General features: G+C 67.5%; 31 protein-coding genes and 1 tRNA gene. 23 read left to right on the top strand and 9 right to left on the bottom strand.

Annotation, left to right across the window (positions count from 1 at the left end):
- Nucleotides 1-90 precede the first annotated feature (90 nt).
- From MKK49_RS23575 to MKK49_RS23555, 5 genes are all read left to right on the top strand, one after another.
- Nucleotides 91-582, top strand: a complete 492-nt coding sequence (locus tag MKK49_RS23575) for a hypothetical protein (RefSeq protein ID WP_244032504.1) — start codon at nucleotides 91-93, stop codon at nucleotides 580-582.
- Complete coding sequence (locus MKK49_RS23570) at nucleotides 579-914, top strand: hypothetical protein (protein WP_244032502.1); 336 nt, start codon at nucleotides 579-581, stop codon at nucleotides 912-914. Before MKK49_RS23575 ends, MKK49_RS23570 begins: the two co-directional genes overlap by 4 nt.
- 735 nt (nucleotides 915-1,649) lie before the next feature.
- Nucleotides 1,650-1,829, top strand: a complete 180-nt coding sequence (locus MKK49_RS23565) for a hypothetical protein (RefSeq protein ID WP_244032500.1) — start codon at nucleotides 1,650-1,652, stop codon at nucleotides 1,827-1,829.
- The gene (locus MKK49_RS23560) at nucleotides 1,829-2,734 is read left to right on the top strand and encodes a phage antirepressor KilAC domain-containing protein (RefSeq protein WP_244032498.1); all 906 of its coding nucleotides are present in this window, start codon (nucleotides 1,829-1,831) and stop codon (nucleotides 2,732-2,734) included. Before MKK49_RS23565 ends, MKK49_RS23560 begins: the two co-directional genes overlap by 1 nt.
- Nucleotides 2,735-2,798: 64 nt before the next feature.
- On the top strand, nucleotides 2,799-3,152 hold the full coding sequence (locus MKK49_RS23555; protein ID WP_244032496.1) for a hypothetical protein: 354 nt from the start codon (nucleotides 2,799-2,801) through the stop codon (nucleotides 3,150-3,152).
- Here MKK49_RS23555 and MKK49_RS23550 read toward each other — a convergent pair.
- From MKK49_RS23550 to MKK49_RS23525, 6 genes are all read right to left on the bottom strand, one after another.
- Nucleotides 3,131-3,514, bottom strand: coding sequence for a hypothetical protein (locus MKK49_RS23550; RefSeq protein WP_244032494.1), 384 nt, complete (start codon nucleotides 3,512-3,514; stop codon nucleotides 3,131-3,133). The two genes, MKK49_RS23555 and MKK49_RS23550, sit on opposite strands and share 22 nt — an antisense overlap.
- A gap of 14 nt (nucleotides 3,515-3,528) precedes the next feature.
- On the bottom strand, nucleotides 3,529-3,861 hold the full coding sequence (locus tag MKK49_RS23545) for a hypothetical protein (protein ID WP_244032492.1): 333 nt from the start codon (nucleotides 3,859-3,861) through the stop codon (nucleotides 3,529-3,531).
- Complete coding sequence (locus MKK49_RS23540; protein WP_244032489.1) at nucleotides 3,852-4,067, bottom strand: hypothetical protein; 216 nt, start codon at nucleotides 4,065-4,067, stop codon at nucleotides 3,852-3,854. Before MKK49_RS23540 ends, MKK49_RS23545 begins: the two co-directional genes overlap by 10 nt.
- Nucleotides 4,057-4,221, bottom strand: coding sequence for a hypothetical protein (locus tag MKK49_RS23535; protein WP_244032487.1), 165 nt, complete (start codon nucleotides 4,219-4,221; stop codon nucleotides 4,057-4,059). Before MKK49_RS23535 ends, MKK49_RS23540 begins: the two co-directional genes overlap by 11 nt.
- An 11-nt stretch (nucleotides 4,222-4,232) precedes the next feature.
- Nucleotides 4,233-5,651, bottom strand: coding sequence for an AAA family ATPase (locus MKK49_RS23530; RefSeq protein WP_244032485.1), 1,419 nt, complete (start codon nucleotides 5,649-5,651; stop codon nucleotides 4,233-4,235).
- 304 nt (nucleotides 5,652-5,955) lie between these two features.
- Nucleotides 5,956-6,498 carry a hypothetical protein gene (locus tag MKK49_RS23525; RefSeq protein WP_244032476.1) on the bottom strand — a complete coding sequence of 181 codons (543 nt, stop codon included), beginning with the start codon at nucleotides 6,496-6,498 and terminating at the stop codon, nucleotides 5,956-5,958.
- Between the two features lie 390 nt (nucleotides 6,499-6,888).
- On the opposite strand from MKK49_RS23525, the gene MKK49_RS23520 reads away from it, so the two are divergent.
- From MKK49_RS23520 to MKK49_RS23475, 10 genes are read left to right on the top strand one after another with little or no spacing between them, the layout of a single operon-like run.
- A complete protein-coding gene (locus tag MKK49_RS23520; protein WP_244032474.1) occupies nucleotides 6,889-7,557 on the top strand; it encodes a hypothetical protein in 669 nt (222 codons plus the stop codon).
- A 3-nt stretch (nucleotides 7,558-7,560) separates the two neighbouring features.
- A complete protein-coding gene (locus MKK49_RS23515) occupies nucleotides 7,561-8,007 on the top strand; it encodes a hypothetical protein (protein WP_244032472.1) in 447 nt (148 codons plus the stop codon).
- Between the two features lie 2 nt (nucleotides 8,008-8,009).
- Nucleotides 8,010-8,225: a hypothetical protein gene (locus MKK49_RS23510; RefSeq protein ID WP_244032470.1), complete on the top strand. Its 216-nt coding sequence runs from the start codon at nucleotides 8,010-8,012 to the stop codon at nucleotides 8,223-8,225.
- Between the two features lie 2 nt (nucleotides 8,226-8,227).
- Nucleotides 8,228-8,770 carry a DUF2829 domain-containing protein gene (locus tag MKK49_RS23505; protein WP_244032468.1) on the top strand — a complete coding sequence of 181 codons (543 nt, stop codon included), beginning with the start codon at nucleotides 8,228-8,230 and terminating at the stop codon, nucleotides 8,768-8,770.
- Nucleotides 8,770-9,573 carry a hypothetical protein gene (locus MKK49_RS23500; protein ID WP_244032466.1) on the top strand — a complete coding sequence of 268 codons (804 nt, stop codon included), beginning with the start codon at nucleotides 8,770-8,772 and terminating at the stop codon, nucleotides 9,571-9,573. Before MKK49_RS23505 ends, MKK49_RS23500 begins: the two co-directional genes overlap by 1 nt.
- Complete coding sequence (locus tag MKK49_RS23495) at nucleotides 9,563-9,793, top strand: hypothetical protein (RefSeq protein ID WP_244032464.1); 231 nt, start codon at nucleotides 9,563-9,565, stop codon at nucleotides 9,791-9,793. The genes MKK49_RS23500 and MKK49_RS23495 overlap by 11 nt, the downstream gene beginning before the upstream one ends.
- Entirely contained in the window at nucleotides 9,790-10,131 is a 342-nt protein-coding gene (locus MKK49_RS23490) for a hypothetical protein (RefSeq protein WP_244032462.1), read from the top strand. Before MKK49_RS23495 ends, MKK49_RS23490 begins: the two co-directional genes overlap by 4 nt.
- The gene (locus tag MKK49_RS23485; RefSeq protein WP_244032454.1) at nucleotides 10,128-10,631 is read left to right on the top strand and encodes a hypothetical protein; all 504 of its coding nucleotides are present in this window, start codon (nucleotides 10,128-10,130) and stop codon (nucleotides 10,629-10,631) included. Before MKK49_RS23490 ends, MKK49_RS23485 begins: the two co-directional genes overlap by 4 nt.
- Nucleotides 10,628-11,092 (top strand): hypothetical protein, encoded by a 465-nt coding sequence (locus MKK49_RS23480; protein ID WP_244032451.1) that lies wholly within the window; start codon nucleotides 10,628-10,630, stop codon nucleotides 11,090-11,092. Before MKK49_RS23485 ends, MKK49_RS23480 begins: the two co-directional genes overlap by 4 nt.
- On the top strand, nucleotides 11,089-11,367 hold the full coding sequence (locus tag MKK49_RS23475) for a hypothetical protein (protein WP_244032450.1): 279 nt from the start codon (nucleotides 11,089-11,091) through the stop codon (nucleotides 11,365-11,367). The genes MKK49_RS23480 and MKK49_RS23475 overlap by 4 nt, the downstream gene beginning before the upstream one ends.
- Here MKK49_RS23475 and MKK49_RS23470 read toward each other — a convergent pair.
- Complete coding sequence (locus MKK49_RS23470) at nucleotides 11,364-12,140, bottom strand: hypothetical protein (RefSeq protein ID WP_244032447.1); 777 nt, start codon at nucleotides 12,138-12,140, stop codon at nucleotides 11,364-11,366. The genes MKK49_RS23475 and MKK49_RS23470 overlap by 4 nt on opposite strands.
- Before the next feature lie 248 nt (nucleotides 12,141-12,388).
- On the opposite strand from MKK49_RS23470, the gene MKK49_RS23465 reads away from it, so the two are divergent.
- On the top strand, nucleotides 12,389-12,772 hold the full coding sequence (locus tag MKK49_RS23465) for a hypothetical protein (protein ID WP_244032445.1): 384 nt from the start codon (nucleotides 12,389-12,391) through the stop codon (nucleotides 12,770-12,772).
- 116 nt (nucleotides 12,773-12,888) lie between these two features.
- Here the strand turns inward: MKK49_RS23465 and MKK49_RS23460 are convergent.
- Nucleotides 12,889-12,962 (bottom strand) — tRNA-Gly (locus MKK49_RS23460).
- A 227-nt stretch (nucleotides 12,963-13,189) separates the two neighbouring features.
- Here MKK49_RS23460 and MKK49_RS23455 point away from each other — a divergent pair.
- Together MKK49_RS23455 and yacG are read left to right on the top strand one after the other, a co-directional pair.
- Complete coding sequence (locus MKK49_RS23455) at nucleotides 13,190-13,837, top strand: Maf-like protein (RefSeq protein WP_244032443.1); 648 nt, start codon at nucleotides 13,190-13,192, stop codon at nucleotides 13,835-13,837.
- Nucleotides 13,834-14,043, top strand: coding sequence for a DNA gyrase inhibitor YacG (yacG, locus tag MKK49_RS23450; protein WP_244032440.1), 210 nt, complete (start codon nucleotides 13,834-13,836; stop codon nucleotides 14,041-14,043). The genes MKK49_RS23455 and yacG overlap by 4 nt, the downstream gene beginning before the upstream one ends.
- A 43-nt stretch (nucleotides 14,044-14,086) precedes the next feature.
- On the opposite strand, the gene MKK49_RS23445 is transcribed toward yacG, so the two are convergent.
- Nucleotides 14,087-15,421: an MFS transporter gene (locus MKK49_RS23445; protein WP_244032436.1), complete on the bottom strand. Its 1,335-nt coding sequence runs from the start codon at nucleotides 15,419-15,421 to the stop codon at nucleotides 14,087-14,089.
- 374 nt (nucleotides 15,422-15,795) lie between these two features.
- Between MKK49_RS23445 and cyoA the strand changes: the two genes are divergently transcribed.
- The 5 genes from cyoA to MKK49_RS23420 all read left to right on the top strand — a co-directional run bounded on the left by cyoA (nucleotide 15,796) and on the right by MKK49_RS23420 (nucleotide 20,983).
- Nucleotides 15,796-17,034, top strand: a complete 1,239-nt coding sequence (cyoA, locus tag MKK49_RS23440) for a ubiquinol oxidase subunit II (RefSeq protein ID WP_244032434.1) — start codon at nucleotides 15,796-15,798, stop codon at nucleotides 17,032-17,034.
- A gap of 58 nt (nucleotides 17,035-17,092) precedes the next feature.
- The gene (gene cyoB / locus MKK49_RS23435) at nucleotides 17,093-19,096 is read left to right on the top strand and encodes a cytochrome o ubiquinol oxidase subunit I (RefSeq protein WP_244032431.1); all 2,004 of its coding nucleotides are present in this window, start codon (nucleotides 17,093-17,095) and stop codon (nucleotides 19,094-19,096) included.
- A 5-nt stretch (nucleotides 19,097-19,101) separates the two neighbouring features.
- Nucleotides 19,102-19,749, top strand: coding sequence for a cytochrome o ubiquinol oxidase subunit III (gene cyoC / locus MKK49_RS23430; protein ID WP_244032430.1), 648 nt, complete (start codon nucleotides 19,102-19,104; stop codon nucleotides 19,747-19,749).
- A complete protein-coding gene (gene cyoD / locus MKK49_RS23425) occupies nucleotides 19,750-20,202 on the top strand; it encodes a cytochrome o ubiquinol oxidase subunit IV (RefSeq protein ID WP_244032428.1) in 453 nt (150 codons plus the stop codon).
- Nucleotides 20,203-20,266: 64 nt separating this feature from the next.
- Nucleotides 20,267-20,983 (top strand): SURF1 family protein, encoded by a 717-nt coding sequence (locus MKK49_RS23420; protein ID WP_244032426.1) that lies wholly within the window; start codon nucleotides 20,267-20,269, stop codon nucleotides 20,981-20,983.
- Nucleotides 20,984-21,339: the final 356 nt, after the last annotated feature.

Below are 21,339 nucleotides of genomic sequence, written 5' to 3'. Positions count from 1 at the left end.
GTCGGCCGAGCTCGCGGCGATGTCCCCGGCGCGGAAGCGGGAGACCCTCGCGCACAACGAATTTGGGGCCCTGCAGTGCGGGTGGCGCCCATGAACGTGGTCAAGGTCAGGGCGCAGCCGGCGCTGTGGATCTTCACGCCGACGCGCATCATGGAGTGGCAGGGCGCGTTCCTCGCGCTCGCCTTCTCGCTGGCCCTGCTCCTCGGCCCCGTGTTCGACACCGGGGCCCAATGGGCTCGCTTCTCCGAATGGGCGACAGAGAGGGAGTGGGGCGTCGTCATCGGCCTCATCGCCCTCATCCGAATCGCGGCCCTTCTAATAAATGGCCATTGGAGACGGACCCCGGCGCTTCGGGTCGGGACGGCACTCCTCGGCGCCGGTCTGTGGTCGTTCGTTTCGGTGATGTTCATCGTGCCGGACGAGCCGGTCACGACGGGTGTCTTTGTATACGGCGTCCTGGCCTGGGGTGACCTTGTCAGCGCCTGGTTCGCAGCCCGAGACGCCGCGACCGCGGACTGGCTCTGGAAGAAGGCGATGCGGGAGAACCCGCCCGCCAGGACGTATTGGGAGCCGAGTGCGTGAGTGTCCTCGCTGACCTGTCGAACGGTTTCCTGCACGGCGCCTCCGTCACCTGGGAGGTGGTCCGGCCCTACAAGGAGGCGATCTTCGGCCTGCTGACTATCGTCGGCGGCGGGTTCGCTGCCGTGTTCGGCGCCTACCGGAAGCAAAGCCGCCGCCCTGAGGAGGCCCTGTCCGAGGCGGCGAACTACGTCCAGCGCCCCACGGTCATGAAGTTTCACGCCAGTGACCAGCAGATCATCGGCGATCTCCAGGAAGCGGTGATCGATCTCACCCGTGCCCTGCGAAGCCATCGCAAGGCCGTCGACGACCATCGCGAGGCCATGGGGTCCTAATGGCCTGGCGCCCAGTCCGCATCCTCGATGATGCCGAGGTCGAGGCCGGCGTCGCCTCGGCCGGTTCCGTCGGTGCCTACGCGGCCTCGATGGGTGTATGCCAAGGCACTGTCTGGACGGCCCTGATACGGATCAGGACTGCCCGCGGCCAGGCCCCGCCCGGCGATTGCGACTGGGAGGGGCGGCTGCGCAGGAAGCCGAGCCGGGCCGAGATCGACGCGCTCGCCGCCTCGCACGGAGTGGACGCCTGCCTGGAACGGTGGGGCGCCTTGCCTGGGAACCTACGGAAGCGGTCCACCGCCAGGCCGGAAGGGTCTCCTCAATCCTGAGGAGACCCTTGCCCTGCCAGGTAGACCCCCGCGCCGTGCGTCTCGCCGGCGTCCATGAAGCGCACGCCGTGTGCCTCCAAGGCCTGCCTCAGGGCCGCGAGGATTGCCCTGTTTGTCTGCCGCTTCCCCATCTCGAATCCGGCCACAGTCCCTTTTGCCACCCCCGACCATTCGGAGAGGTCCCCCTGCTTGGCGCCTAGTAGGGCTCGGGCTGCCCGGCATTGGGCTGCGGAGAGTACGGAGTGAGGATTCGTGGCCATGCGCAGAGCATGCCGTGGCAGAGTCTGGAGGGCAAGTTTGCTCCTGAGACTCTCCGGTGGGACAATCTGGTTAACCGATTCGGTCGGCTGACCGGCGGGGGCGCCACACCCCCACCGGTCGTACTCCAGACGAAACGGAAGCACCCGTGTCCGAAGCTGAAGACCGCGATATCAGAAATACGGAGGCCCTGCTGGAACAGATGGAGGGCATGAGCAGGGACCAGCGCGAGGCATTCCTCCAGGAGAAGCTCCGCCAGTGCCGCGACCTGGTGGCCCGCCGCCGCGCCACTCAGCGGGCCGCCCTCAAGCGCCGGGGGATGAACTGATGAGTGCCCTCGTTCCCATCACCGCCGGCATCGATGCCTCGGGCGCCGGCTTTCGTTTCGACGGGCGTGCCGTCCGCATCTACTCCCGCGACGGCGAGCCGGTGTTCGACACCCGCGACGTCGCCCGCGAGCTCGGCTACGCCGAATCCTCGGCCGTGACCCGGCGCCTCGACCCCGACGAGAAGGGTCTGTTCCCAGTGCAGACCCCTGGCGGCGTGCAGGAGATCCTCGTCGTAACCGAGCCGGGGCTGTACAGGGCCATCGCGACGCGTCGGCAGGTCGCCTCGCTCGGCGTGGCCATGGCGGACCGGGTCGCGCGGTTCCAGAGGTGGGTGTTTCACGAGGTCCTCCCGTCGATCCGGAAGACCGGCCGCTATGGTGCCCCGGCCGCCCCGTCGGCGATGGACGTCATGGCTCTCTTCAAGGACCCGGCGTCCGCCCTGGAGGTCCTTGGTGTCATCGGGCACTACGCTCGTGAGAACCTAGCCCTCCAGGCCACCGTCGCCCAGCAGGATCAGGCCCTGATCGAGAAGGACGCCGTGCTCGCCGTGGCCGCTCCCAAGGCCGAGGCCTACGACACCTTCCTGAACTCCGAGGGGCACTACGGCCTGCAGAACGCGGCCCGGGCCATCGGCGCCCCGCCCAACACCTTCATCGGCTGGCTCAAGGCTGACGGATTCCTGTTCTACCAAAGTGGCAGCCTGGTGCCCAAGGCTCCCTTCCTCAAGCTCGGGGTCTTCGTCGTCCGGGCGGCGGTCGGGGATCTGGGTGCGCAGTCGTTCATCACGCCCTACGGGCTGACCTACCTGTCCAAGTCCTGGGAGCGTCATCTCCTGAAGACCAAGGGGCCCGGCCCCGGGTCGGGCTCCGGCTCCCCCCAAGCGAACCTCTTCGAAGCCGCCTGATCGCCCCATCGGTAGTGGGGACACCTCCACTACCGATTACCTGCACGCAGCCTGGAGCGATCCGATGTCCGGAAACGGCGGCCCCGATCTCGACGAGACCCCGTCCTACGAAATGCTCGCCCGCATGGGGCGCGCTGCCCATGGCGCTCATTGGGAAGGCAAGGTGTGCGACCACCTCGGGGAGAGCCCCCGTACGCTCCGCCGGTGGCGTGACGGTGAGGGAGCGCCATCGGTCCGGACCATGGCGTGGGCGAAGCAATGGGCGCTCAGGACCGCGATGGATCTCCTCGCGGCCGCCGGCGAGGCCGACCTCGCCGGAGACGTCCGGGACCGCCTGCGCAGCCTCGATAGGCGGGCGGTCGAGAAGGGCCGTGACGCCTTCCTGGCAGCCCGGGCTCAGTCGCCCGTCGAGAACTGAGCGACGCCGCCGGCGCAAGGCGTCCGGTCGAACCATTGGAGCGTGGCACCTTCCTGTAGGGTCACGCACCATGTGCCAAGGTCGCCGGCGCCACCGCACCAATCCCCTTGGGCCATCTGCGCAGTCCCCGTGCGCCTGACGCTCTCGGGGCGGCCGCCTCGGACGTCCTGAATCGTGCAGGTCAAATCGACCACGGTCCGCCCCTTGCCCAGCGACACGTACATGCTCGTCGTATGGACGAAAGGCCCATGCCTCTCAGTGGCCCCCAGGTGCCAATTCGGCGCCGACCACGGGCCTTCCCCGGCGGTGGCGGCGGCGGTTGTGATCAGGGCGAGGACGAGGGCGACGACGGCGTTACGCATGTGGAATCCTTGGATCACGGGACCGCCCAGCAGGAGCCGTCCGGGAGGAAGTGAGCGAAGGCGGCCGCGCTGATCGGGCTGCCGTCGGGGAGAGTGAAATCGGGGGACCGGTAGGGGTCGAAGCGGACCCGCAGCGCGCCCGAGAGGAGCGGGGATTCCCACAGGTCGCCTCGGGCGTAGGCCACCACCTCGCGCTGGCGCCGTGACCGGACGCGGATGACGCCGGCCGCCGAGACGATGAACCGGACGTCTCGAAGCGCGAGGTCCTGCCGGTGACCGACGACGCGGCCGCCTTCACGGATCGAGAAGGCGGCCCGGCTCAGGTTGCGGTAGACTTCTACGGCCACCGGAGTCGCGGGAAGCAGTATGCGACCGCCTCGGCCTCCAGCGCCTGTCGGACCGCGTCGCAGCGCTCGATGTGGCCGTGGGCATCGAGGGCGATCAGGCGCTCGATGCGGAGCGTGGCGGCGATCCCGAAGAGGCCGCACACGCGCCGAGACGTCCACGCCGCGCGGACGCGGTCGCGGATCTGATGAAGGTCCTCACTCTGCATGGGGCTCTCCATCAGTGAGGGCGCCCATCAGATTCTCGATTGTCGTCCCGATGGCGATTGCGTCGGCCGGGTCGATCTTGCTGGTGATCACCAGACGCATCAGGTGGAACTGCAAGTCCTGGAGACCGGCGAGGCGGTCGTTCTCGTTCGTCATGATCGCCCCCCTCAATTCAGCGGGCCGCGGGCGGCGAGCGGAAGCTCGTCACGGACGCGGAACACGAGCTCGACGCAGGCCTGCAGGCTTCGGATCGAGCCGCCCTTCCAGCCCTCGCGCAGGGATTCCCACTCAATGGAATCGAAAGAGGCCCACCCCTCATCCAGACCACGCTGGCGGCAGAGCTCTTGAGCGACCCGGGGCGCCAGGATGGACAGATGCTCGGCCGACGGCTCGGGCACCTCGACGAGGGTCATGCGGTCCCGGAGGGAGTTCGGCAGCGCAGAGACGCTGTTCGCCGTCGGGATGTAGACGAGGTGGGAGATGTCGACGGCGTGGAGCAGGAACGGGCTGTGCCAGGACCGAGACGTTTCGGGCTCCCAAGCGCCATGGAGGGTGTCGTGGAGGCTCCCCCCGTTTGACTTGCGTGTGCCGGCCGCCTTCTCGATCTCGTCATGGGAGATGCAGACGGTCGCCTTCTTCTCACCGGCAACGGCGGCCTCCGCGACGCCGAGGTGCCCACTCTGCCAGCGGACGCTCGTGCCCCCGTACGAGTTCTCCGAAGCGGAATCGGCCTGGTACCGGACGAACTTAAGACCGCAACTCTCGGCGAGCTCGCGGGCCAGCGCACTCTTCCCGCAACCCGGCGATCCATGCAGGCACAGGACCGCAAGCCCGAAATGTGAGCGCCCGGCCTGGGCGGTCCGGAACGCGCGGATGGCACGGAACGCCCACGGGAATGCCGCGACGCGGTCACGTTCCCACGCGTCCCAGTCCTCCGGCACCGGCACGAGGGGAAGCTCAGCCCCCAGGGCGTCGGCCAAGATCGCCTTCGCCTCGCGCTTGTTCTCCCCCTTGCCGATGCTGTCGAGGATCGACTTCGGGAAGACGACAACGCCAGGCTTCCCGAGCGGCTCCGCCAGAGATTGCCGGATCAGGCGGTCGAGCGTCGGCCCCGGCGGGACGCGGTGGAGACCCGCGCGGTCGTTGTCGATGCCGTCGTCGTGGATCTCGCGCCGGGGCTCAGCCACGCCGCGCAGGAGGACACGATCCGCCGAGCAATCGGCCACGATCAGCATGTCTGGGTAGACAAGCTCCTCGCTGTTCTCGGGCCAGTCCGTGGGGGCCAGCATAGCCAGGCCGAACGCCCGGCGCCCAATGGCGCTGCCCGTAACACCGGGCTGGCGCGCCATCGTCCACATCGTGTCGAGGAGCGCGCGGCGCGCTTGCCGGCAACCGGCGAGCCCGAGATAGACCGCGGCGATCTCGTGGACGTCCGAGTACGTCCGCCAGGTGTCGTCAGGGACGTCGATCTCGCCCTTCTCGATCCTCTGCAGCGTGCGCTGGAGCGAGAGAAAGGCCTGCAGAATCTCGTCGAGAAATCGCCGGTCGCCGAGGAACGGATTCTTGTGTACGGCGACGCGCCGCATGCATGAACGGTACATGCCCATGACGATCCAAGACAGCAGCCGGTCGTTGTGGCACTCCTCCCGGACGAGCGCCTTGTCCTCGACGGCGAGGGACGGGGCGAGCTGAATGAGGCGGGGGAGCAGGTCTCGGTGGGGGGCGTCCCGGTAGTAGCCGGTCTCTCCGGAGAGGACGTACTCAAGGGGTTCGCAACGAAGCGCTTCGCGCGTGGGCATGTTCGGTTGCACCGGGTTGCCGCGTGTGGCTTGAGCCTCAGGCGGTAGGGAACACGCTGATATAGCAGGCGCGTCCTAATGAATGGAGACCTCAGTCCTTAGACTTGTCTCTATCCTCAGGTTCCGGACGGATCGGGCGTCCCGTGTGGACTTGACGGAGGGCCTCGATGGCGTTCCGCGCCACCCGGCCGGCATCGTCGATGCGGTCCAGCATCGCGTGCCCCTCGCCGTATGACGTGGCGTACGCGGCCAGGGCCCGAAGGATGCGCCCCATGCCCTCGGCATCAGGGCCTTCCGAGACGGCGCCTAGGGTTCGCAGAATGTTTGGGTGAAGCGGGTTCTTGGCGAGCCGGTCCCGCTGCAGCGCCCGACGATTGATCGCGAAGGATTCCGCGAGCGCGAAGCTCCAACCCTCCACCCATAGTCGCGTCGCCGCGTCCTCGATGGCGCCGGCGAGCACCGGGTTGACCTCAGCCGGGTCGAGCGGGGTCGGGACGCCATCGAGGACGGAATTGGGAATCCGGGCCGGGTCGTAGGCCAGCACGGCCGGGCCGTCATCGAGATGACCGACGGCGATCCAGCCGTCCGGAACGTGGAACGTGGCGACGTCGACGTAGGTGAGCGCGATCTTCATGTGCCCTGGATAGCACCCACCCGTAAACGAGAAAGGCCCCGCCGTTTTGGCAGGGCCTTTGGTCTGCCCCCCGATATGGGGGATCGTCACAGGCGGAGTGGCCCACGACTTAAACTAAGGTTTGCCCCCCGAGGGGGGTACGATCAGCGGGGCCGGCGAATGCCAAACCCGTCGATCTGCTCCGTTTCCGGGCATGCACAGAAAATTGAGCTTGTAAGCTGCCATGTCAAGTGGGTCACCTTTTCGAATCGACGGTGCCAACCTATACCTGTTGATAGTGCCCCCGGAGAGGGCGCGGCTGCCAGTGACGGGGTCCACTCCCGCCATGCTGGGTCCAACGGCCGAAGGTGTGTCCGCCAACTCCTCGCCTGACTATCGCGAGGATGACCTATGGCCGACGCAGACACCGCCACCGCTTTCGATTACCGCGACCACCTACCGGCCGAGCTCATCAAGCAGGTGCTGGACGATACCGTCTCGGCCCTGTCCGAGCGCACCGGTCGCCGGTATCACGTCCACATCGAATTCGAGGCCGACGGCTACGTCCTCCGCTGCCAGCGTGACGACGGGTATCACTGCACGTTGCAGTCGAAGAAGCCCAAGAAGCTCGATCCCTCCTTGGACGCGGCCTACGGGCGGACGGATACCGTCACTGCCGAGAACAGCGCGCGGATCTGGCTGACCCTTTCCGTCAAGGCTGACGTCGAGGCCATCATCCGCGGGCACAATGCCGAGCAGGCCGGCATCGATCCGCAGGACTGGTGGAAGAACGACCCCGGCGAACTGGTCGCCACCATCGCCAACGGCACCGTGCAGGTGCGGGAGTGGGACACCCAGGACGGGCTGACCTCGGTCAACCAGTGGGCGTTCTTCGTCAACGGCAAGTGCGTCTATCGGGTCGGGAAGAGGTTCACCGGTCCGGTGCCGTCCGCCGATCTGCTGACGGCAATCTGGAACATCTACCAGGACGGCATCACCGCCGGGCAGCGCCTCGGCGTGAAGGCCGGCCGCCGGACCCTGCAGCGCGAGCTCGCCGCCCTCCTGACCGAGGAGGCCTGAGCCATGGCGACCTGCTGGGACAAGTCCGCCTACACCGCCGCAGACCGCGACCCGCTCACGCACGAGATCCTGCCGGGCGCCATGCCACCGGGAATCTACTGCGAGGACGAGGCCGGCTACCGGGCCCTGCTCAAGGGCGCCCGCGAGAAGGGGCAGGTCGTCCAGCCGACGTTCTCCGGCGTCTCCCTCGGCGGTACGTCGGTCTACGTCGCGACGCCAGCGCAGGCCGAGATGCTTAGGGGCATCGCCGAGGCGCCGGCGGAACCCGACGCGTTCCAGCAGGCGTCCGCCGCCGGATTTCTGGCGATCCAAGCGATGCTGGGCCGCATCTCCGAGAAGCTGGCGGCCGAGGTGACGTCCCGGTCCCGGAAGGTCACCCCGTATCCATTGCGGATTCCCACGCAGATGAACCGGGCGGCCCAGCGCGCAGCAGCATCAAGGAGGTCCTGACCATGGCTTACCGACTGACCGAATGGACCCAGTGCAAGGATCAGGACGCGGAGATCTGCCACCTCGTCTGGGAGGAAGACGTCGACAACGAGGAGGTCTTCGCGACGTTCTCGAACTGCGAGCTCGGGGCGAAGGTGTCAGCGGCCGCGCTCGCCCTGGCCAACGGCGACGTCGCCCTGATTGATCGCATCCCCGGCACGGCCCAGGCGACGGCCTGATCATGGGCGAGCACGTCACGCCCTCGGGCATCACCGTCGAGTTCCGCCAGCACGACTTCATGCCGGGCTTCGCGGCCTACCTGCACCAGGAGGGCAAGCCCTTCCCGGACGGGAAGGCATTCTGCGCCATCGACCTGTCGGCGATCCTGCTGTCGCATGCCGTGACCGACGGGACCCGGGCCGAGCTTGCCGAGACCATCGCCGACACGATGGTTCACGAGGTGATCCACGTCATCGAGGCCTGGGCCGGCGCCGAGTTCTCGGAGGCCCGCGTCGAGGGGCTGATCGCCCGGTACCGGGGGCACGCTTCCGGTTACGGCGACGCCGCCGCCGACGACGGCATGGACTTCAGCTCGGCCCTGTACCTGGCGCGCACCGAAGGGGCACGCATCCACCGGAAGGGGTGGGAGGACGACTCGTGCTGGCGGATCGAGGGAGGCACCCTGAAGGCTCAGTGGACCTTCTCCCCCGGCGAAGACGAGTGGGAGCCGAGGGACCTGAGCCCGACGGACATCCTCGCCGAGGACTGGGAGGTCGTAAGCTGATGCCCGTCTTCGAGGTCACCTCCCGCGTCACCCGGCGCTCGCTCATGAACCGCACGAAGGACGAGCTCGCCTCGCGGGTGCTGGAGCTCATGGATGGGGTCGACTGGCAGCGGGCCCGGCGAGAGGAAGAGGCCACCCGCGCCAAGGCGGCCGAAGACGCCCTGATCGGGCTCACCCCCGATGGGTCAGAGTTCTACCGCAGGAATCCGGACCGCTTCGCCGAGCGCGAGTACCTCGTCGACGTTCCGGCCTGCGTCGCGCATATCCGGGACGCCCGGGACCGGATGCGTGAAGGCATCGTCGAGGCTAACCGCGGCCGCAACGAAGCCGTCACCGAGCTTCGGTCCGCACGGTTCCGGCACGAGCAGGCCACGCGATGCGCCAGCTGCGGGGAGCGGAAGCATACCCCTCTCCGGGTCGACGCCATGGAAGGCTACGTCTGCCTGACCTGCATCGACAAGCGCCTTCACGAGCTGCTGGCGAAGGAGGCCGATCCGGCGAAGGAGGCCGATCCGGAGACCATTACCCTGACGCAGGTCGAGCTCCGCAACCTGCTGAAGGTTTCCTGGCGAGACGGGAACGGCCTGCGGGAGATGTTCCACGACGAGTGGCCCGAGACGATGCACGCTAACGTCAAGCAGACCCTCGCCGAGATCGACCGGTGGAAGGTCGAGGGCGTCTCGAAAGAGAGCTACCCGGAGGAATCCCGGTGCCCCTGCGGCATGCCCTACGCGGACTGCCTGGAGGGGAGCGTCCGCGGTCGCCGCCCAACCGAAGAGGAGTGCCCGACCTATGGCTCCTGAAATCACCACCAAGCCGGTCAGCAATGTCGGGACGGCTCTCCACGACTGGATCAGGGCCGCGGTCGAGAATGGCAAGTGGACCCCGCCCGCGGGGATGACCGTCGATGACGTGCTCGCCAACCTGACCGTCAGGCCCGAGGGCGAGGTCTTCTTGGGCGATCAGGACGTGGAGGTGACCACCCACCATGGGGACGGCACCTACTCTGTGAGGCTCGCATGACCGAGCGCGAGACCCTCGCCATCGCTCAGCTCGCCCCGGTGTTCGCGGCCCATGGCGTCCCAGATGGAGACCGCCTCTTCGTCTACTGGGCGGTCGACACCCTGATGGAGCAGGACTGCGATCACGCTACCGCGGCCGGCTGCGTCGAGGGCGGCACCCTTGGCGAGGTCGACTACGAGGACCTGCTGGAGAGCTTCGGCCGCGGCCACCGCCGGGGTCGCACATGGTTCCGGGACGTCGATGACCACGGCGAGGTGGGCTTGACGCGCAGGGGGCGCGACCTGCTGCGGGCGCTCGCCGCGGTCAACCCGGACTGGCAGGACAGGAGCACAGCATGACCCGGACGCACACCCACACCGTTGCCGAGCTCGCCATCTCGGCCCCCGCCTACGACGAGATCCGGAAGCTGCTGGAGGCCGCCGGGTACCAGCATGCCTTCGACGCCGAGGGCATGATCGACATGACCGGTATCGGGCTGACCCGCGGCGAGGCCGGCGCCCCCGGCAAGGGCGACTTCGTCCACCCCCACTGGACCGACCTGTTCGACGGCGCCGAGGCGTACCTGACCTGGCGAGAGGGGCAGCACGCTGGCGCACACCCGGAGGAAGCGCTGACCCCGTGCTTGGACGAGGAGATCGAGGCGTGGGAGACGTGGGCGAAGGACCAGAAGTTCGACATGGAGGAGCACCCCCTCCACTACCTGTTCATGGACGCCAAGACAGCCGCTGCCCGCCACGGATGGAAGGCCGGCCTGGCGTTCGCCCGACGCACCGTGCAGGGCGAGCAGACCTCAAATAAGGGAGCCATGGAGCGGCTCGATCAGGGAGAAACACGATGAAGGAACTCGATACTTCTGCCATCGGGCGGTCCGAGATGGACAACCGGCTAGCCTATCTTCACGTGAAACTCTCAGAACCGGGCGGCTTGGATCTGGTGGTAGACGCTGGATTGGAACTCGTGCTGGTAGGAATGGGGATTCCTACTGCGACCACCGTATACCCGCCAGAATCCATCCCCGCCTACACGGCAAGCCTCGATGAAGCCCGCAAGTTCGTCGCCCTTGCCCTGCCGGGGTTCTACGTCACCTCAGGCCTGTGCGCGCTCACGGGGCATGCCTCGCTCGGCCCGGACTACAACGGCCCCGACGGCGAGCGCCTTCGCACGGAGTGGCCCCCGGAGGAGACGCCCTGCTGCTGCGACGAGGACCTCGCCCCGGGCGACGGGGTCCATCGCGAGTGCCGTGCCATCCTGGCGGCCGCCGTCCGGGCGCTCGCCCACCGGAGGAAGGCGACCCCATGAGCGGCCGAGAAGAGTTTTGGTGGATCACCTCGGCGGTATGGGGGCACCCGACCCCGACGCCCGCGCAGGTCAGTTTCAGCGACGATGTCGCCTCCCGGGTGTTCGCGTTCGGGGCCGATAAGATCTACCGGGCCGAGGATTGCGTCCTGATCGAGCAGGTGCTGCCGGCCGGGCGGGCCGCGGCGGCGGTCGAGAAGTTGCAGGCGGCCGCTTTGAACGTGGTCGTGAGGTGCCCGGCGTGCGGGGGAGAGTTCGTCGGCCGGGAGAGGCGCTAGGTCTCGGGCGCTTCGACAGGGTGAAACAGCCGCCAGTTGATGTGAGCCCGGGGGGCGTCCGTGCCGGCTGTGTAGAGCTCCTCACGCCGCAGGTTGAGCGCCTCGATGGCCGCCCGTGCCTTCTCGTGCGCCTGAGCGGATTCCTTCAGGCCCCACAACATCTCGTCGGTGATGCCCGAGGCCTGCTCGAACAGGCCTCGGATGCGGGGCTCGTCGTCCCTGGTTCGGCACAGCCCGTCGATGAGCGAGCCCCACTCGCCGGACGTGCACCGTTCATTCGTGCGGAATTCTGCCAGGTCCTCGACCAGCACACGCATCTTCTCCCTGGTCGGTTTACCCCCACCTCCGCATCCGGCGCTCATGCCGAAGTTCGCGAGACTGTTATGCCAGTCGGAAGGATTGCCCCGCTCGCCGTCTGCCAGGATCATCTCGCGGGAAAGGTGCGCACACTCGTCAGCCGTCAACTCCACGATGACGTAGGTCCCGACGTACCGTAGATCGGTGCGCGGCCTGATGCCCGACCGGGACATCGGGGGCGCCTCACCCCACGACGGATGCGGCATGCGGTCGAGGGCATCCTTCAACCGCCTCATCTCGATCCCGCGCCTCATCAGGTCTGACGGTGTTGAGACCGCCCGCCGGCACTCCATGATCTTTGCTTCCCGCTCGACCTGCCAGGGCTGCCCGACCTCGGATGATGTCCAATACGACTGGAAGTTCTCCTCCAGGAAAGGACGTATCGGGTAGATCGGTGCGATGGGATAAAGCGACATGCCACCTTGGATAGGGGGCAATAATTACGTGGAGGTAAGAACCTAGGGTTACTGGGGACGGAATCTGCTTCTGGATGCCATCTCAGTGAACGCACATGTGGAAGTCGCATATATTCGTCGCAGTCACCCTTCGGAAGCGTGTGCCGTGGTGGCCGGGCTTGAGGGTTCCCGTACAGACATGGATCACGCGCAGGAGGGAGGAGCTTGAGTGCGATCCCCATTTCCTCAATTGCCGCATGGAGGACGGGGTGAGGGAGTTCCTGCTTGGCCGGCCCTTCGAGGCGCGCATCGTACGGGAGCCCGTCGTCTCGAAGGGAGACCCTGAGACGCGCTACGGCACCGTCGTGAAGTTCATGAAGCACTCGTTCACGTGGCCCTTGGAGACCTGCGTCATCTCAAGGAAGCCGCTTGCCGAGATGACGGACCTGCACCGCGTGGCGGTATTCCGGCACGGGAAGGTGACGACCTATCGCGAGGCATCCACGTACCGCGCCTTCGCGGAGCTCGCGGCCGACGTAATCAAGAGCGCGAAGCCCAGGGTCCGGCACGAGATGTTCGCCAAGCCCAGAAAGCCCGAGGCCGGGTTCGCGGAGATGTCGGACGAGGACGCCGAATCGCTGAGGGATCTGTGAAGGGGTCGTCTGCAGAGCGATCAAAGCCTAGGAGGATATGCCCTGAGGCTGGTATCCAAACTGGTATCCATCGGGGCGGAGATACCAGAAACCGGCGCTAAGTACCTGAAAGTAAATGGAGCGGGCGGCGGGAATCGAACCCTCATATTCAGCTTGGGAAGCTGACGTTCTACCACTGAACTACGCCCGCGAGCCGCGGCCCTGGGCCGGCGGTGCGGCTGTGGGGGCCGCGATCGGGACCATACCAGAGACGGTCGCGTTGTCCACGGCCTTGATGGCGGGGGGCGTGCGTTCCCATTCGGGTCGGATTCCGATAGCGTCCGGCGGCGCGCCGGGCGGTTCCGTCCGGGGCCGATCGATTTCCTCCTAAGTTCTTCCGGTGGATACCTTATTTCGCATGACGGTTCGCACGTGACGATGGCCGACGCTCCCATCCCGCCCCCGCCGCAGGCGGCCCGCCTCGTCCTCGCCTCGGCGTCGCCCCGGCGCCTCGCCCTTCTGCAGCAGGTCGGGATCGAGCCCGATGCGCTGCTGCCGGCGGATGTCGACGAGACGCCGCGCAAGTCCGAGACGCCGCGCGAGCTCGCCCGGCGCCTCGCCCGCGACAAGCTCGGCGTCGCGGGCGACGCGGCGCGGCGGCGGGACGACATGCGCCAAGCCTTTGTGATTGCAGCCGATACCGTCGTGGCGGTGGGGCGCCGCGTCCTGCCGAAGGCCGAGGTGGCCGACGAGGCGGCCGACTGCCTGCGCCTGCTCTCGGGGCGCCAGCACCGGGTCTACACGGCGGTGTGCCTGCTCTCGCCGAAGGGGACCCGGCGCGAGCGCCTCGTCGAGACCCGGGTGCGGTTCAAGCGCCTGTCGGGCCGGGAGATCGAGGCCTACATCGCCTCGGAGGAATGGCGCGGCAAGGCTGGCGGCTACGCCATCCAGGGGCTCGCCGCCGCCTTCGTGGTCAAGCTCGTCGGCTCGCAGAGCGCGGTCGTCGGGCTGCCGCTCTATGAGACCCTAAGCCTCTTGGAAGGCGAGGGTTTTCCCGTTCGCGAAGCTTGGGGGACTATCCCATGACCGGCCCGATTCCCTGGCCTACTTCCCCCGAGGAAGCCTGCCCCATCTGCGCCAAGAAGGCCAAGGCGGAGTTCCGGCCGTTCTGCTCGGCACGCTGCGCCGACGTCGATCTCGGGCGCTGGCTCACGGACCGCTACGCGATCCCCACGGCCGATGACGAGGACGAGGACGCCGCGCCCGAGGCCGGGCGCGATCGGTCCGCGTGAGGCGGGACGCGCCGTTCCACGCCCTCGTGGAACGGCGTTCCGCTCAGCCCGCCGCCGTGGTGCGCCGGTTGTAGCCCAGAGCGGCGAGGGTCGCGACGGCACCCGACAGCAGGTAGACGCCGACCCAGGCGAGGCCGAACTCGCTCGACAGGCTCAGCGCCACGAGCGGCGCGAAACCGGCGCCGATGAGCCAGGCCAGATCCGAGGTGAGGGCCGCGCCGGTGTAGCGGTAGCGGGTGCCGAGGTTGCTCGTCACCGAGCCCGAGGTCTGGCCGTAGGACAGGCCGAGCAGGCCGAAGCCGACGAGCACGTAGATGGTCTGCCCGACCTCGCTGTCGCCGACGAGCAGCGGGGCGACGATGCTGCCGAGGGCGAACAGCAGGATCAGGCCGGCCGCGACCGCCACCAGGGTGCGCCGCCCGATCTGGTCGGCGACGATCCCTGAGATCACGATGGCGCCGGCCCCCACCATGGCGCCGGCGAACTGCACCATGAGGAACTCGCCGACCGAGCGCTGGGTGAACAGGTTGATCCACGAGATCGGGAACACCGTCACGAGGTGGAACAACGCAAAGCTCGCCAGGGGCACGAAGGCGCCGACGAGGATGTCGCGGCCATGGACCCGCACGGTCTCGAACACCGGCGTCGGCTCGAGCTCGCGCATCTCGATGAGGCGGACGAATTCCTCCGTCGCCACGAGGCGCAGGCGGGCGAACAGCGCGACCACGTTGATGGTGAAGGCGACGAAGAACGGGTAGCGCCAGCCGAAATCGAGGAAGTCCGCCTCCGACAGGTTGGCGAGGAAGAACGCGAACAGGGCCGAGGCCAGCATGAAGCCGATGGGCGCGCCGAGCTGCGGCATCATCGCGTACCAGCCCCGCTTACCCTCGGGGGCGTTGAGCGCGAGCAGCGACGCCAGACCGTCCCAGGCGCCGCCCAGCGCCAGGCCCTGGCCGAAACGGAAGGCGGCGAGCAGCCAGATCGTGGTGGCGCCGAGCGTCGCGTAGTTCGGCAGGAACGCGATGGCCGCCGTGGAGCCGCCAAGAAGGAACAGCGCGATGGTGAGCTTGACCCCGCGCCCGTGGCGCCGGTCGATCTCCGTGAAGATCGCCGAGCCGATGGGCCGGGCGACGAAGGCGAGGGCGAACAGGGCGAAGGAATAGAGCGTGCCGGCGAGCGGGGTCGCGAACGGGAAGAACACCTTCGGAAAGATCAGCACCGAGGCGATGCCGTAGACGAAGAAGTCGAAATACTCGGCGGCGCGGCCGATCACCACGCCGATGGCGATCTCGCCCGGCGCCACCGTGTGGTCCGAGGAGGTCTCGTGGGCGTGGCGCTCCGCCTCCGACGAGGACGGCACTGCGGTGTTTGCGCTCATCGGGGCACGTGTGCTCACTGGCTTGGGGCCCGGAATGCGGGCCGGCTTGGTGCCCGGAGGGCGGATCTGAGGTCCGGAGGGCGGCGGCCTCGCACGCGGCGCCGCGCCCCGTCGGTGTGCTGATTATGGCCTGAGGCGGGCCCGCGTCAAAGCGCAAGGCCCGCCGCCCTGTCGCACCCGTCACGGTGCCCCTGAGGCGGTAAGGGACATTGCCTCGGGGGAAAGGGTTTGGCTATGCTCCGAGCGCCTACCTGAGAGCATACCTTTCCCCTTGTCAGGCCGGTCTGTTGCATCGCACTAGGCGGCACGTTCGACGTGACGCTCATCGGCGGCACGGCACGGGCGGCATCATCGAGTCCGCGTCAGCCGATCCCATGACCGTCAGAATCCTTCGCACGCTCCTCCTCCTGCCCGTGTTCGGCCTCCTGTCCGGCTGCAACATGGTGCTCATGCGGCCGTCGGGCGACATCGCCATGCGGCAGCGCGACCTCATCCTGGCCTCCACCGGACTGATGCTGCTGATCATCATCCCGGTGATCCTCGTGACCCTGTTCTTCGCCTGGCACTATCGCCAGTCGAACAAGGAGGCGGCCTACGAGCCCGACTGGCATCACTCGACCCATCTCGAGGTGCTGATCTGGTCGGCCCCCCTGGTGATCGTCATCGCTCTGGGCGCGCTGACCTGGATCAGCACCCACACCCTCGATCCGTACCGGCCGCTCAGCCGCCTCGACGCGTCGCGGCCCCTGCCGAAGGACGTGAAGCCCCTGGTCATCGAGGTCGTCGCACTCGATTGGAAGTGGCTGTTCTTCTACCCAGATCAGGGCATCGCCACCGTCAACGAGATCGCCGCCCCCGTCGATGTGCCCATCACCTTCAAGATCACGGCCGCCACGGTGATGAACTCGTTCTTCATTCCCGCGCTGGCCGGGCAGATCTACGCCATGCCCGGCATGGAGACGAAGCTGCACGCGGTGATCAACAAGCCCGGCACCTTCGAGGGCATGTCGGCCAATTACAGCGGCTCGGGCTTTTCGCGCATGAACTTCCGCTTCGTCGGCCTCGATCAGGCCGGCTTCGACGAATGGGTCGCCAAGGCCAAGGCGGCGAACAAGCCGCTCAGCCGCGACGCCTACCTCGAACTCGAGCGGCCGAGCGAGCGCGAGCCCGTGACGTTCTTCTCCTCGGTGGCGCCCGGCCTCTACGGGCAGGTCCTCAACATGTGCGCCGTGCCGGGCAAGATGTGCATGCACGAGATGATGGCCATCGACGCCAAGGGCGGCGCCGGCAAGGACAGCCACGCCAACCGCGCCCGCCTCGAATACGACAACCGCTACGCCGAGCGCGGCGACGAGGGCAACGCCGCCACCGTGGGCGGTTCCGGGCGCTCCTCGCACAGCCCCGAGCAGCCCCAGGGCATGAAGCCGAAATCCATAGCGCCCGAGGTCAAGCCGCACTCGGGAGCGGACCACTCGGGACACGATCATTCCGGTCATGCGACCGGGGACGCGACCCCCGCCGCCCCGGCCGGCGACGGAACCAAGAGCGACGGAACCAAGAGCGACGGGCCCGCGGGAGCCGATCCCGTCGCCCCCGGCCAGCTCAACAAGTAGCGCGGACGCTCACGCCCGCCCGCAGCCCCATTCGGCACTCCTCTCACGAGACAGGCCCATGTTCTCCAATCCGGACCTTCAGAAGCTCCTGTTCGGGCGGCTGACCCTCGACGCCGTGCCCCTGCATGAGCCGATCCTGCTCATCACCTTCGCCATGGTCGGCCTCGGCGGTCTCGCGGTGCTCGGCGGACTCACCTATTTCCGCCTCTGGGGACCCCTGTGGCGGGACTGGTTCACGAGCGTCGATCACAAGAAGATCGGCATCATGTACATCGTCCTGGCCCTCGTCATGCTCCTGCGGGGCTTTGCCGACGCGCTGATGATGCGCGCCCAGCAGGCCATGGCGTTCGGCCCCAACGAGGGCTACCTGCCGCCGCACCACTACGATCAGATCTTCACGGCCCACGGCGTGATCATGATCTTCTTCGTCGCGATGCCGCTGGTGACGGGCCTGATGAACTTCGTCGTGCCGCTCCAGATCGGCGCCCGCGACGTGGCCTTCCCGTTCCTCAACAATTTCAGCTTCTGGATGACGGTGGCCGGCGCCGTGACGGTGATGGCCTCGCTGTTCGTCGGCGAGTTCGCCCGCACGGGCTGGCTCGCCTACCCGCCGCTTTCGGGGCCCGCCATGAGTCCGGGCGTCGGCGTCGACTATTATATCTGGGCCCTGCAGATCGCCGGCATCGGCACATTGCTCTCGGGCATCAACCTCATCGCCACCATCGTGAAGATGCGGGCCCCCGGCATGGGCATGATGCGCATGCCGATCTTCACCTGGACGGCGCTCTGCACCAACATCCTCATCGTCGCCGCCTTCCCGATCCTCACCGCCGTTCTGGCGATGCTGTCCCTCGACCGCTACGTGGGCACGCATTTCTTCTCGAACGACCTCGGCGGCAACCCGATGATGTACGTGAACCTCATCTGGATCTGGGGTCACCCGGAGGTCTACATCCTGATCCTGCCGGCCTTCGGGGTGTTCTCCGAGATCACCGCCACCTTCTCGCGCAAGCGCCTCTTCGGCTACGCGTCCATGGTCTACGCGACCGTGGTGATCACGATCCTGTCCTACCTCGTCTGGCTGCACCACTTCTTCACCATGGGCTCGGGCGCCAGCGTGAATTCGTTCTTCGGCATCACGACGATGATCATCTCGATCCCGACGGGCGCCAAGATCTTCAACTGGCTGTTCACCATGTACAAGGGCCGCATCGACTTCGACGTGCCGATGCTCTGGACCGTCGGCTTCATGGTGACCTTCACCGTCGGCGGCATGACCGGCGTGCTGCTCGCCGTACCCCCGGCCGACTTCGTGCTGCACAACTCCCTGTTCCTCATCGCCCACTTCCACAACGTCATCATCGGCGGCGTGCTGTTCGGGATGCTGGCCGGGATCACCTACTGGTTCCCGAAGGCCTTCGGCTACAAGCTCGACGCGTTCTGGGGGAAGATGTCGTTCTGGTTCTGGCTCACCGGCTTCTGGTTCGCCTTCATGCCGCTCTACATCCTCGGCCTCATGGGCGTGACGCGCCGGGTCCAGCACTTCGACGACCCGTCGCTGCAGATCTGGTTCGTCATCGCGGCCTTCGGCGCCTTCCTGATCCTGCTCGGCATCGCGTCGTTCATCGTGACCCTGGTGGTGAGCTTCCTCAAGCGCGAGGAACTGCGCGACCTCACCGGCGATCCGTGGAACGGCCGCACCCTCGAATGGGCGACCTCGTCGCCGCCGCCGGACTACAACTTCGCCTTCACGCCCGTGGTCCACGACCATGACGCGTGGTGGGACATGAAGAAGCGCGGCTACGTCCGGCCCGTGAGCGGCTTCAGCAAGATCCACATGCCGCGCGGCACCGCGACGGGCCTCATCCTCGGCATGATCTCCATCGTCTTCTCGTTCGCGATGATCTGGTACATCTGGTGGCTCGCGGCCCTGACCTTCGCGGCGCTGGTGGTCGTCACCATCGGCCACACCTTCAACTACGCCCGCGACTTCTACATTCACGCCGACGAGGTCGTCCGGACGGAGAATGCGCGCACGGCCCTTCTCGCGGAACGAGTCTGAGCACCATGGCAGCGCATTCCACGGCGGCCCTGACCGCCGACGACTTCAAGGGGCCGGGGGACACCCCGGTCTTCGTCGACACGCACGGCAAGCACCATCCCGAGGGTGGGACGATGCTGGGCTTCTGGCTCTACCTGATGAGCGATTGCCTCATCTTCGCGGCCCTGTTCGCGGTCTACGCCGTGCTCGGGCGCAACTACGCCGCCGGGCCGTCGCCGAAGGACCTGTTCGACCTCAAGCTCGTCGCCCTCAACACCTCGATGCTGCTGTTCTCCTCCATCACCTACGGCTTCGCCATGCTGGAGATGGAGAAGGAGAAGCGCGGCCGGATGCAGCTCTGGCTCGCCGTCACCGGCCTGTTCGGCCTGTGCTTCATCGGCCTCGAACTCTACGAGTTCCAGCACCTCATCCATGAGGGCGCGACGCCCCAGCGCAGCGCGTTCCTGTCGGCCTTCTTCACCCTGGTGGGCACCCACGGCCTGCACGTGAGCCTCGGCATCGTCTGGCTCGTGATCCTGATGGTGCAGGTCCAGATGCGCGGGCTCGGCGACGAGAACAAGCGCCGCCTGATGTGCCTGTCGATGTTCTGGCACTTCCTCGACGTGGTCTGGATCGGCGTGTTCACCTTCGTCTACCTCATGGGAGTCCTTTAGATGAGCGTCGCATCGGAGGACCTGCACACGCGCGGCAGCGGCCGCGAGGTGCACGAGGAGCCGGGCGGCCACGGCTCGTTCCGGGGCTACATGACGGGCTTCCTCCTGTCGGTGGTGCTGACCGCGATCCCGTTCTGGCTGGTGATGAGCGACGTGCTCGGGAGCCCGCGCCTCACCGGCATCGTCGTCATGGGCTTCGCCGTGGTGCAGATCGTGGTCCACATGGTCTACTTCCTCCACATGAACACGAAGTCCGAGGGCGGCTGGACCATCCTGGCGCTGATCTTCACCCTGACCCTGGTGCTCATCACCCTCGTGGGCTCGGTCTGGGTGATGTACCATCTCGACACCAACATGATGCCCGCCGACCACGGCATGCACATGCCGGCAGCCGAATCGGTGCCGGTCGAGCCGGGGACGGCGGCCCCGCCGCCGCACCAGCACCAGCATTGATTTTCTACGGTCGGCCGCGTTCGATGATGGCGGTCGTGTCGATCCTGCAAACGGGCCGCGTTCGATGAGCGCGGCCCGCTTGCGTCCGGGCTTGTGGGGCTTTGCCGTCGGCGCCTGTCTCGTGGCGGCGGCGCTCGTCGCCCTCGGGACCTGGCAGCTCCAGCGCCGCGCCTGGAAGCACGACCTCGTCGCCCGCGTGGACGCCCGCATCCACGCCGCCGCCGTCGCGGCCCCGATCGTTTGTCCCTGCGATCCCTATGCCCGCGTCTTCGCCGACGGCGTGTTCGCCCATGACCGCGAGACCCTGGTCCAGGCCGTGACCGAGGCCGGACCGGGGTTCTGGGTGCTGACCCCCCTGGAGGGAGAGGGCCGGACGGTCCTGATCAATCGCGGCTTCGTGCCGAAGGAGCGGCGCGACCCCGCCACGCGGGCGGCGGGCCAGGTCACCGGCCCCGTGCGCGTCACCGGGCTCCTGCGCCTCACCGAACCCGGCGGCGCTTTTCTGCGAAGCAACGATCCGGCCGGGGGACGCTGGTACTCGCGGGATGTCGCAGGCATCGCGGCGGCGCGCGGGCTCCCGGGGGCGGCACCGTACTTCGTCGATGCCGACGCGACGCCCAATCCCGGTGGGCTGCCGCTCGGCGGCCTCACCATCGTGGCGTTCCCCGACAACCACCTCGTCTACGCACTGACCTGGTTCACCCTCGCGGCCATGGTGCTCGGTGCACTCGCCTACACCCTGCGCGATGCCCTGCGGTCCCGGAACGATCGTTCCACCTGAGCAGCGGGGGAGGGGGGCTTCGCGACGCAGGATGCGTGCGGAGCGGTGTCCGAGGGTGGCTGCGCGGGGGAGGGGAGGGGTTTTGGGGGTCGAGGGATGGCATATCCTGCCGGAAGTGCCCCTTGCGCGGCCCAGGAGGCGCAAGGGCGGCTTTCGCCGGGCCCGCCGCAAAAATTTCGCCTCCCTGTCATCTGGGGTGTTGACGGGGCGATGGGAGGTCCGTATACCCCGGTCATCGGCGGCGGCCAGCGGGACTTGAGGGTCTGGCGGCGGTGCCGGTACATCTTGGAGACGATTTATCGGATGGATGATCCGGCTTTGGCTGGATGATCCACTGTTTTTGTCTCTTGGGTGTT

Origin of the sequence: Methylobacterium sp. J-090 (assembly GCF_022829345.1) — a bacterium.
GTDB lineage: Bacteria > Pseudomonadota > Alphaproteobacteria > Rhizobiales > Beijerinckiaceae > Methylobacterium.
The sequence above is the reverse complement of the archived record's forward strand: the minus strand, read 5'-3'. Positions and strand labels throughout refer to the sequence as shown.

Coding starts and splice junctions, on each gene's coding strand:
- MKK49_RS23575 (WP_244032504.1), top strand. CDS start 91: ATGAACGTGGTCAAGGTCAGGGCGCAGCCGGCGCTGTGGATCTTCACG.
- MKK49_RS23560 (WP_244032498.1), top strand. CDS start 1,829: ATGAGTGCCCTCGTTCCCATCACCGCCGGCATCGATGCCTCGGGCGCC.
- MKK49_RS23555 (WP_244032496.1), top strand. CDS start 2,799: ATGTCCGGAAACGGCGGCCCCGATCTCGACGAGACCCCGTCCTACGAA.
- MKK49_RS23550 (WP_244032494.1), bottom strand. CDS start 3,514: ATGCGTAACGCCGTCGTCGCCCTCGTCCTCGCCCTGATCACAACCGCC.
- MKK49_RS23540 (WP_244032489.1), bottom strand. CDS start 4,067: ATGCAGAGTGAGGACCTTCATCAGATCCGCGACCGCGTCCGCGCGGCG.
- MKK49_RS23535 (WP_244032487.1), bottom strand. CDS start 4,221: ATGACGAACGAGAACGACCGCCTCGCCGGTCTCCAGGACTTGCAGTTC.
- MKK49_RS23530 (WP_244032485.1), bottom strand. CDS start 5,651: ATGCGGCGCGTCGCCGTACACAAGAATCCGTTCCTCGGCGACCGGCGA.
- MKK49_RS23525 (WP_244032476.1), bottom strand. CDS start 6,498: ATGAAGATCGCGCTCACCTACGTCGACGTCGCCACGTTCCACGTTCCG.
- MKK49_RS23520 (WP_244032474.1), top strand. CDS start 6,889: ATGGCCGACGCAGACACCGCCACCGCTTTCGATTACCGCGACCACCTA.
- MKK49_RS23515 (WP_244032472.1), top strand. CDS start 7,561: ATGGCGACCTGCTGGGACAAGTCCGCCTACACCGCCGCAGACCGCGAC.
- MKK49_RS23510 (WP_244032470.1), top strand. CDS start 8,010: ATGGCTTACCGACTGACCGAATGGACCCAGTGCAAGGATCAGGACGCG.
- MKK49_RS23505 (WP_244032468.1), top strand. CDS start 8,228: ATGGGCGAGCACGTCACGCCCTCGGGCATCACCGTCGAGTTCCGCCAG.
- MKK49_RS23500 (WP_244032466.1), top strand. CDS start 8,770: ATGCCCGTCTTCGAGGTCACCTCCCGCGTCACCCGGCGCTCGCTCATG.
- MKK49_RS23495 (WP_244032464.1), top strand. CDS start 9,563: ATGGCTCCTGAAATCACCACCAAGCCGGTCAGCAATGTCGGGACGGCT.
- MKK49_RS23490 (WP_244032462.1), top strand. CDS start 9,790: ATGACCGAGCGCGAGACCCTCGCCATCGCTCAGCTCGCCCCGGTGTTC.
- MKK49_RS23485 (WP_244032454.1), top strand. CDS start 10,128: ATGACCCGGACGCACACCCACACCGTTGCCGAGCTCGCCATCTCGGCC.
- MKK49_RS23480 (WP_244032451.1), top strand. CDS start 10,628: ATGAAGGAACTCGATACTTCTGCCATCGGGCGGTCCGAGATGGACAAC.
- MKK49_RS23475 (WP_244032450.1), top strand. CDS start 11,089: ATGAGCGGCCGAGAAGAGTTTTGGTGGATCACCTCGGCGGTATGGGGG.
- MKK49_RS23470 (WP_244032447.1), bottom strand. CDS start 12,140: ATGTCGCTTTATCCCATCGCACCGATCTACCCGATACGTCCTTTCCTG.
- MKK49_RS23455 (WP_244032443.1), top strand. CDS start 13,190: ATGGCCGACGCTCCCATCCCGCCCCCGCCGCAGGCGGCCCGCCTCGTC.
- yacG (WP_244032440.1), top strand. CDS start 13,834: ATGACCGGCCCGATTCCCTGGCCTACTTCCCCCGAGGAAGCCTGCCCC.
- MKK49_RS23445 (WP_244032436.1), bottom strand. CDS start 15,421: ATGAGCGCAAACACCGCAGTGCCGTCCTCGTCGGAGGCGGAGCGCCAC.
- cyoA (WP_244032434.1), top strand. CDS start 15,796: ATGACCGTCAGAATCCTTCGCACGCTCCTCCTCCTGCCCGTGTTCGGC.
- cyoB (WP_244032431.1), top strand. CDS start 17,093: ATGTTCTCCAATCCGGACCTTCAGAAGCTCCTGTTCGGGCGGCTGACC.
- cyoC (WP_244032430.1), top strand. CDS start 19,102: ATGGCAGCGCATTCCACGGCGGCCCTGACCGCCGACGACTTCAAGGGG.
- cyoD (WP_244032428.1), top strand. CDS start 19,750: ATGAGCGTCGCATCGGAGGACCTGCACACGCGCGGCAGCGGCCGCGAG.
- MKK49_RS23420 (WP_244032426.1), top strand. CDS start 20,267: ATGAGCGCGGCCCGCTTGCGTCCGGGCTTGTGGGGCTTTGCCGTCGGC.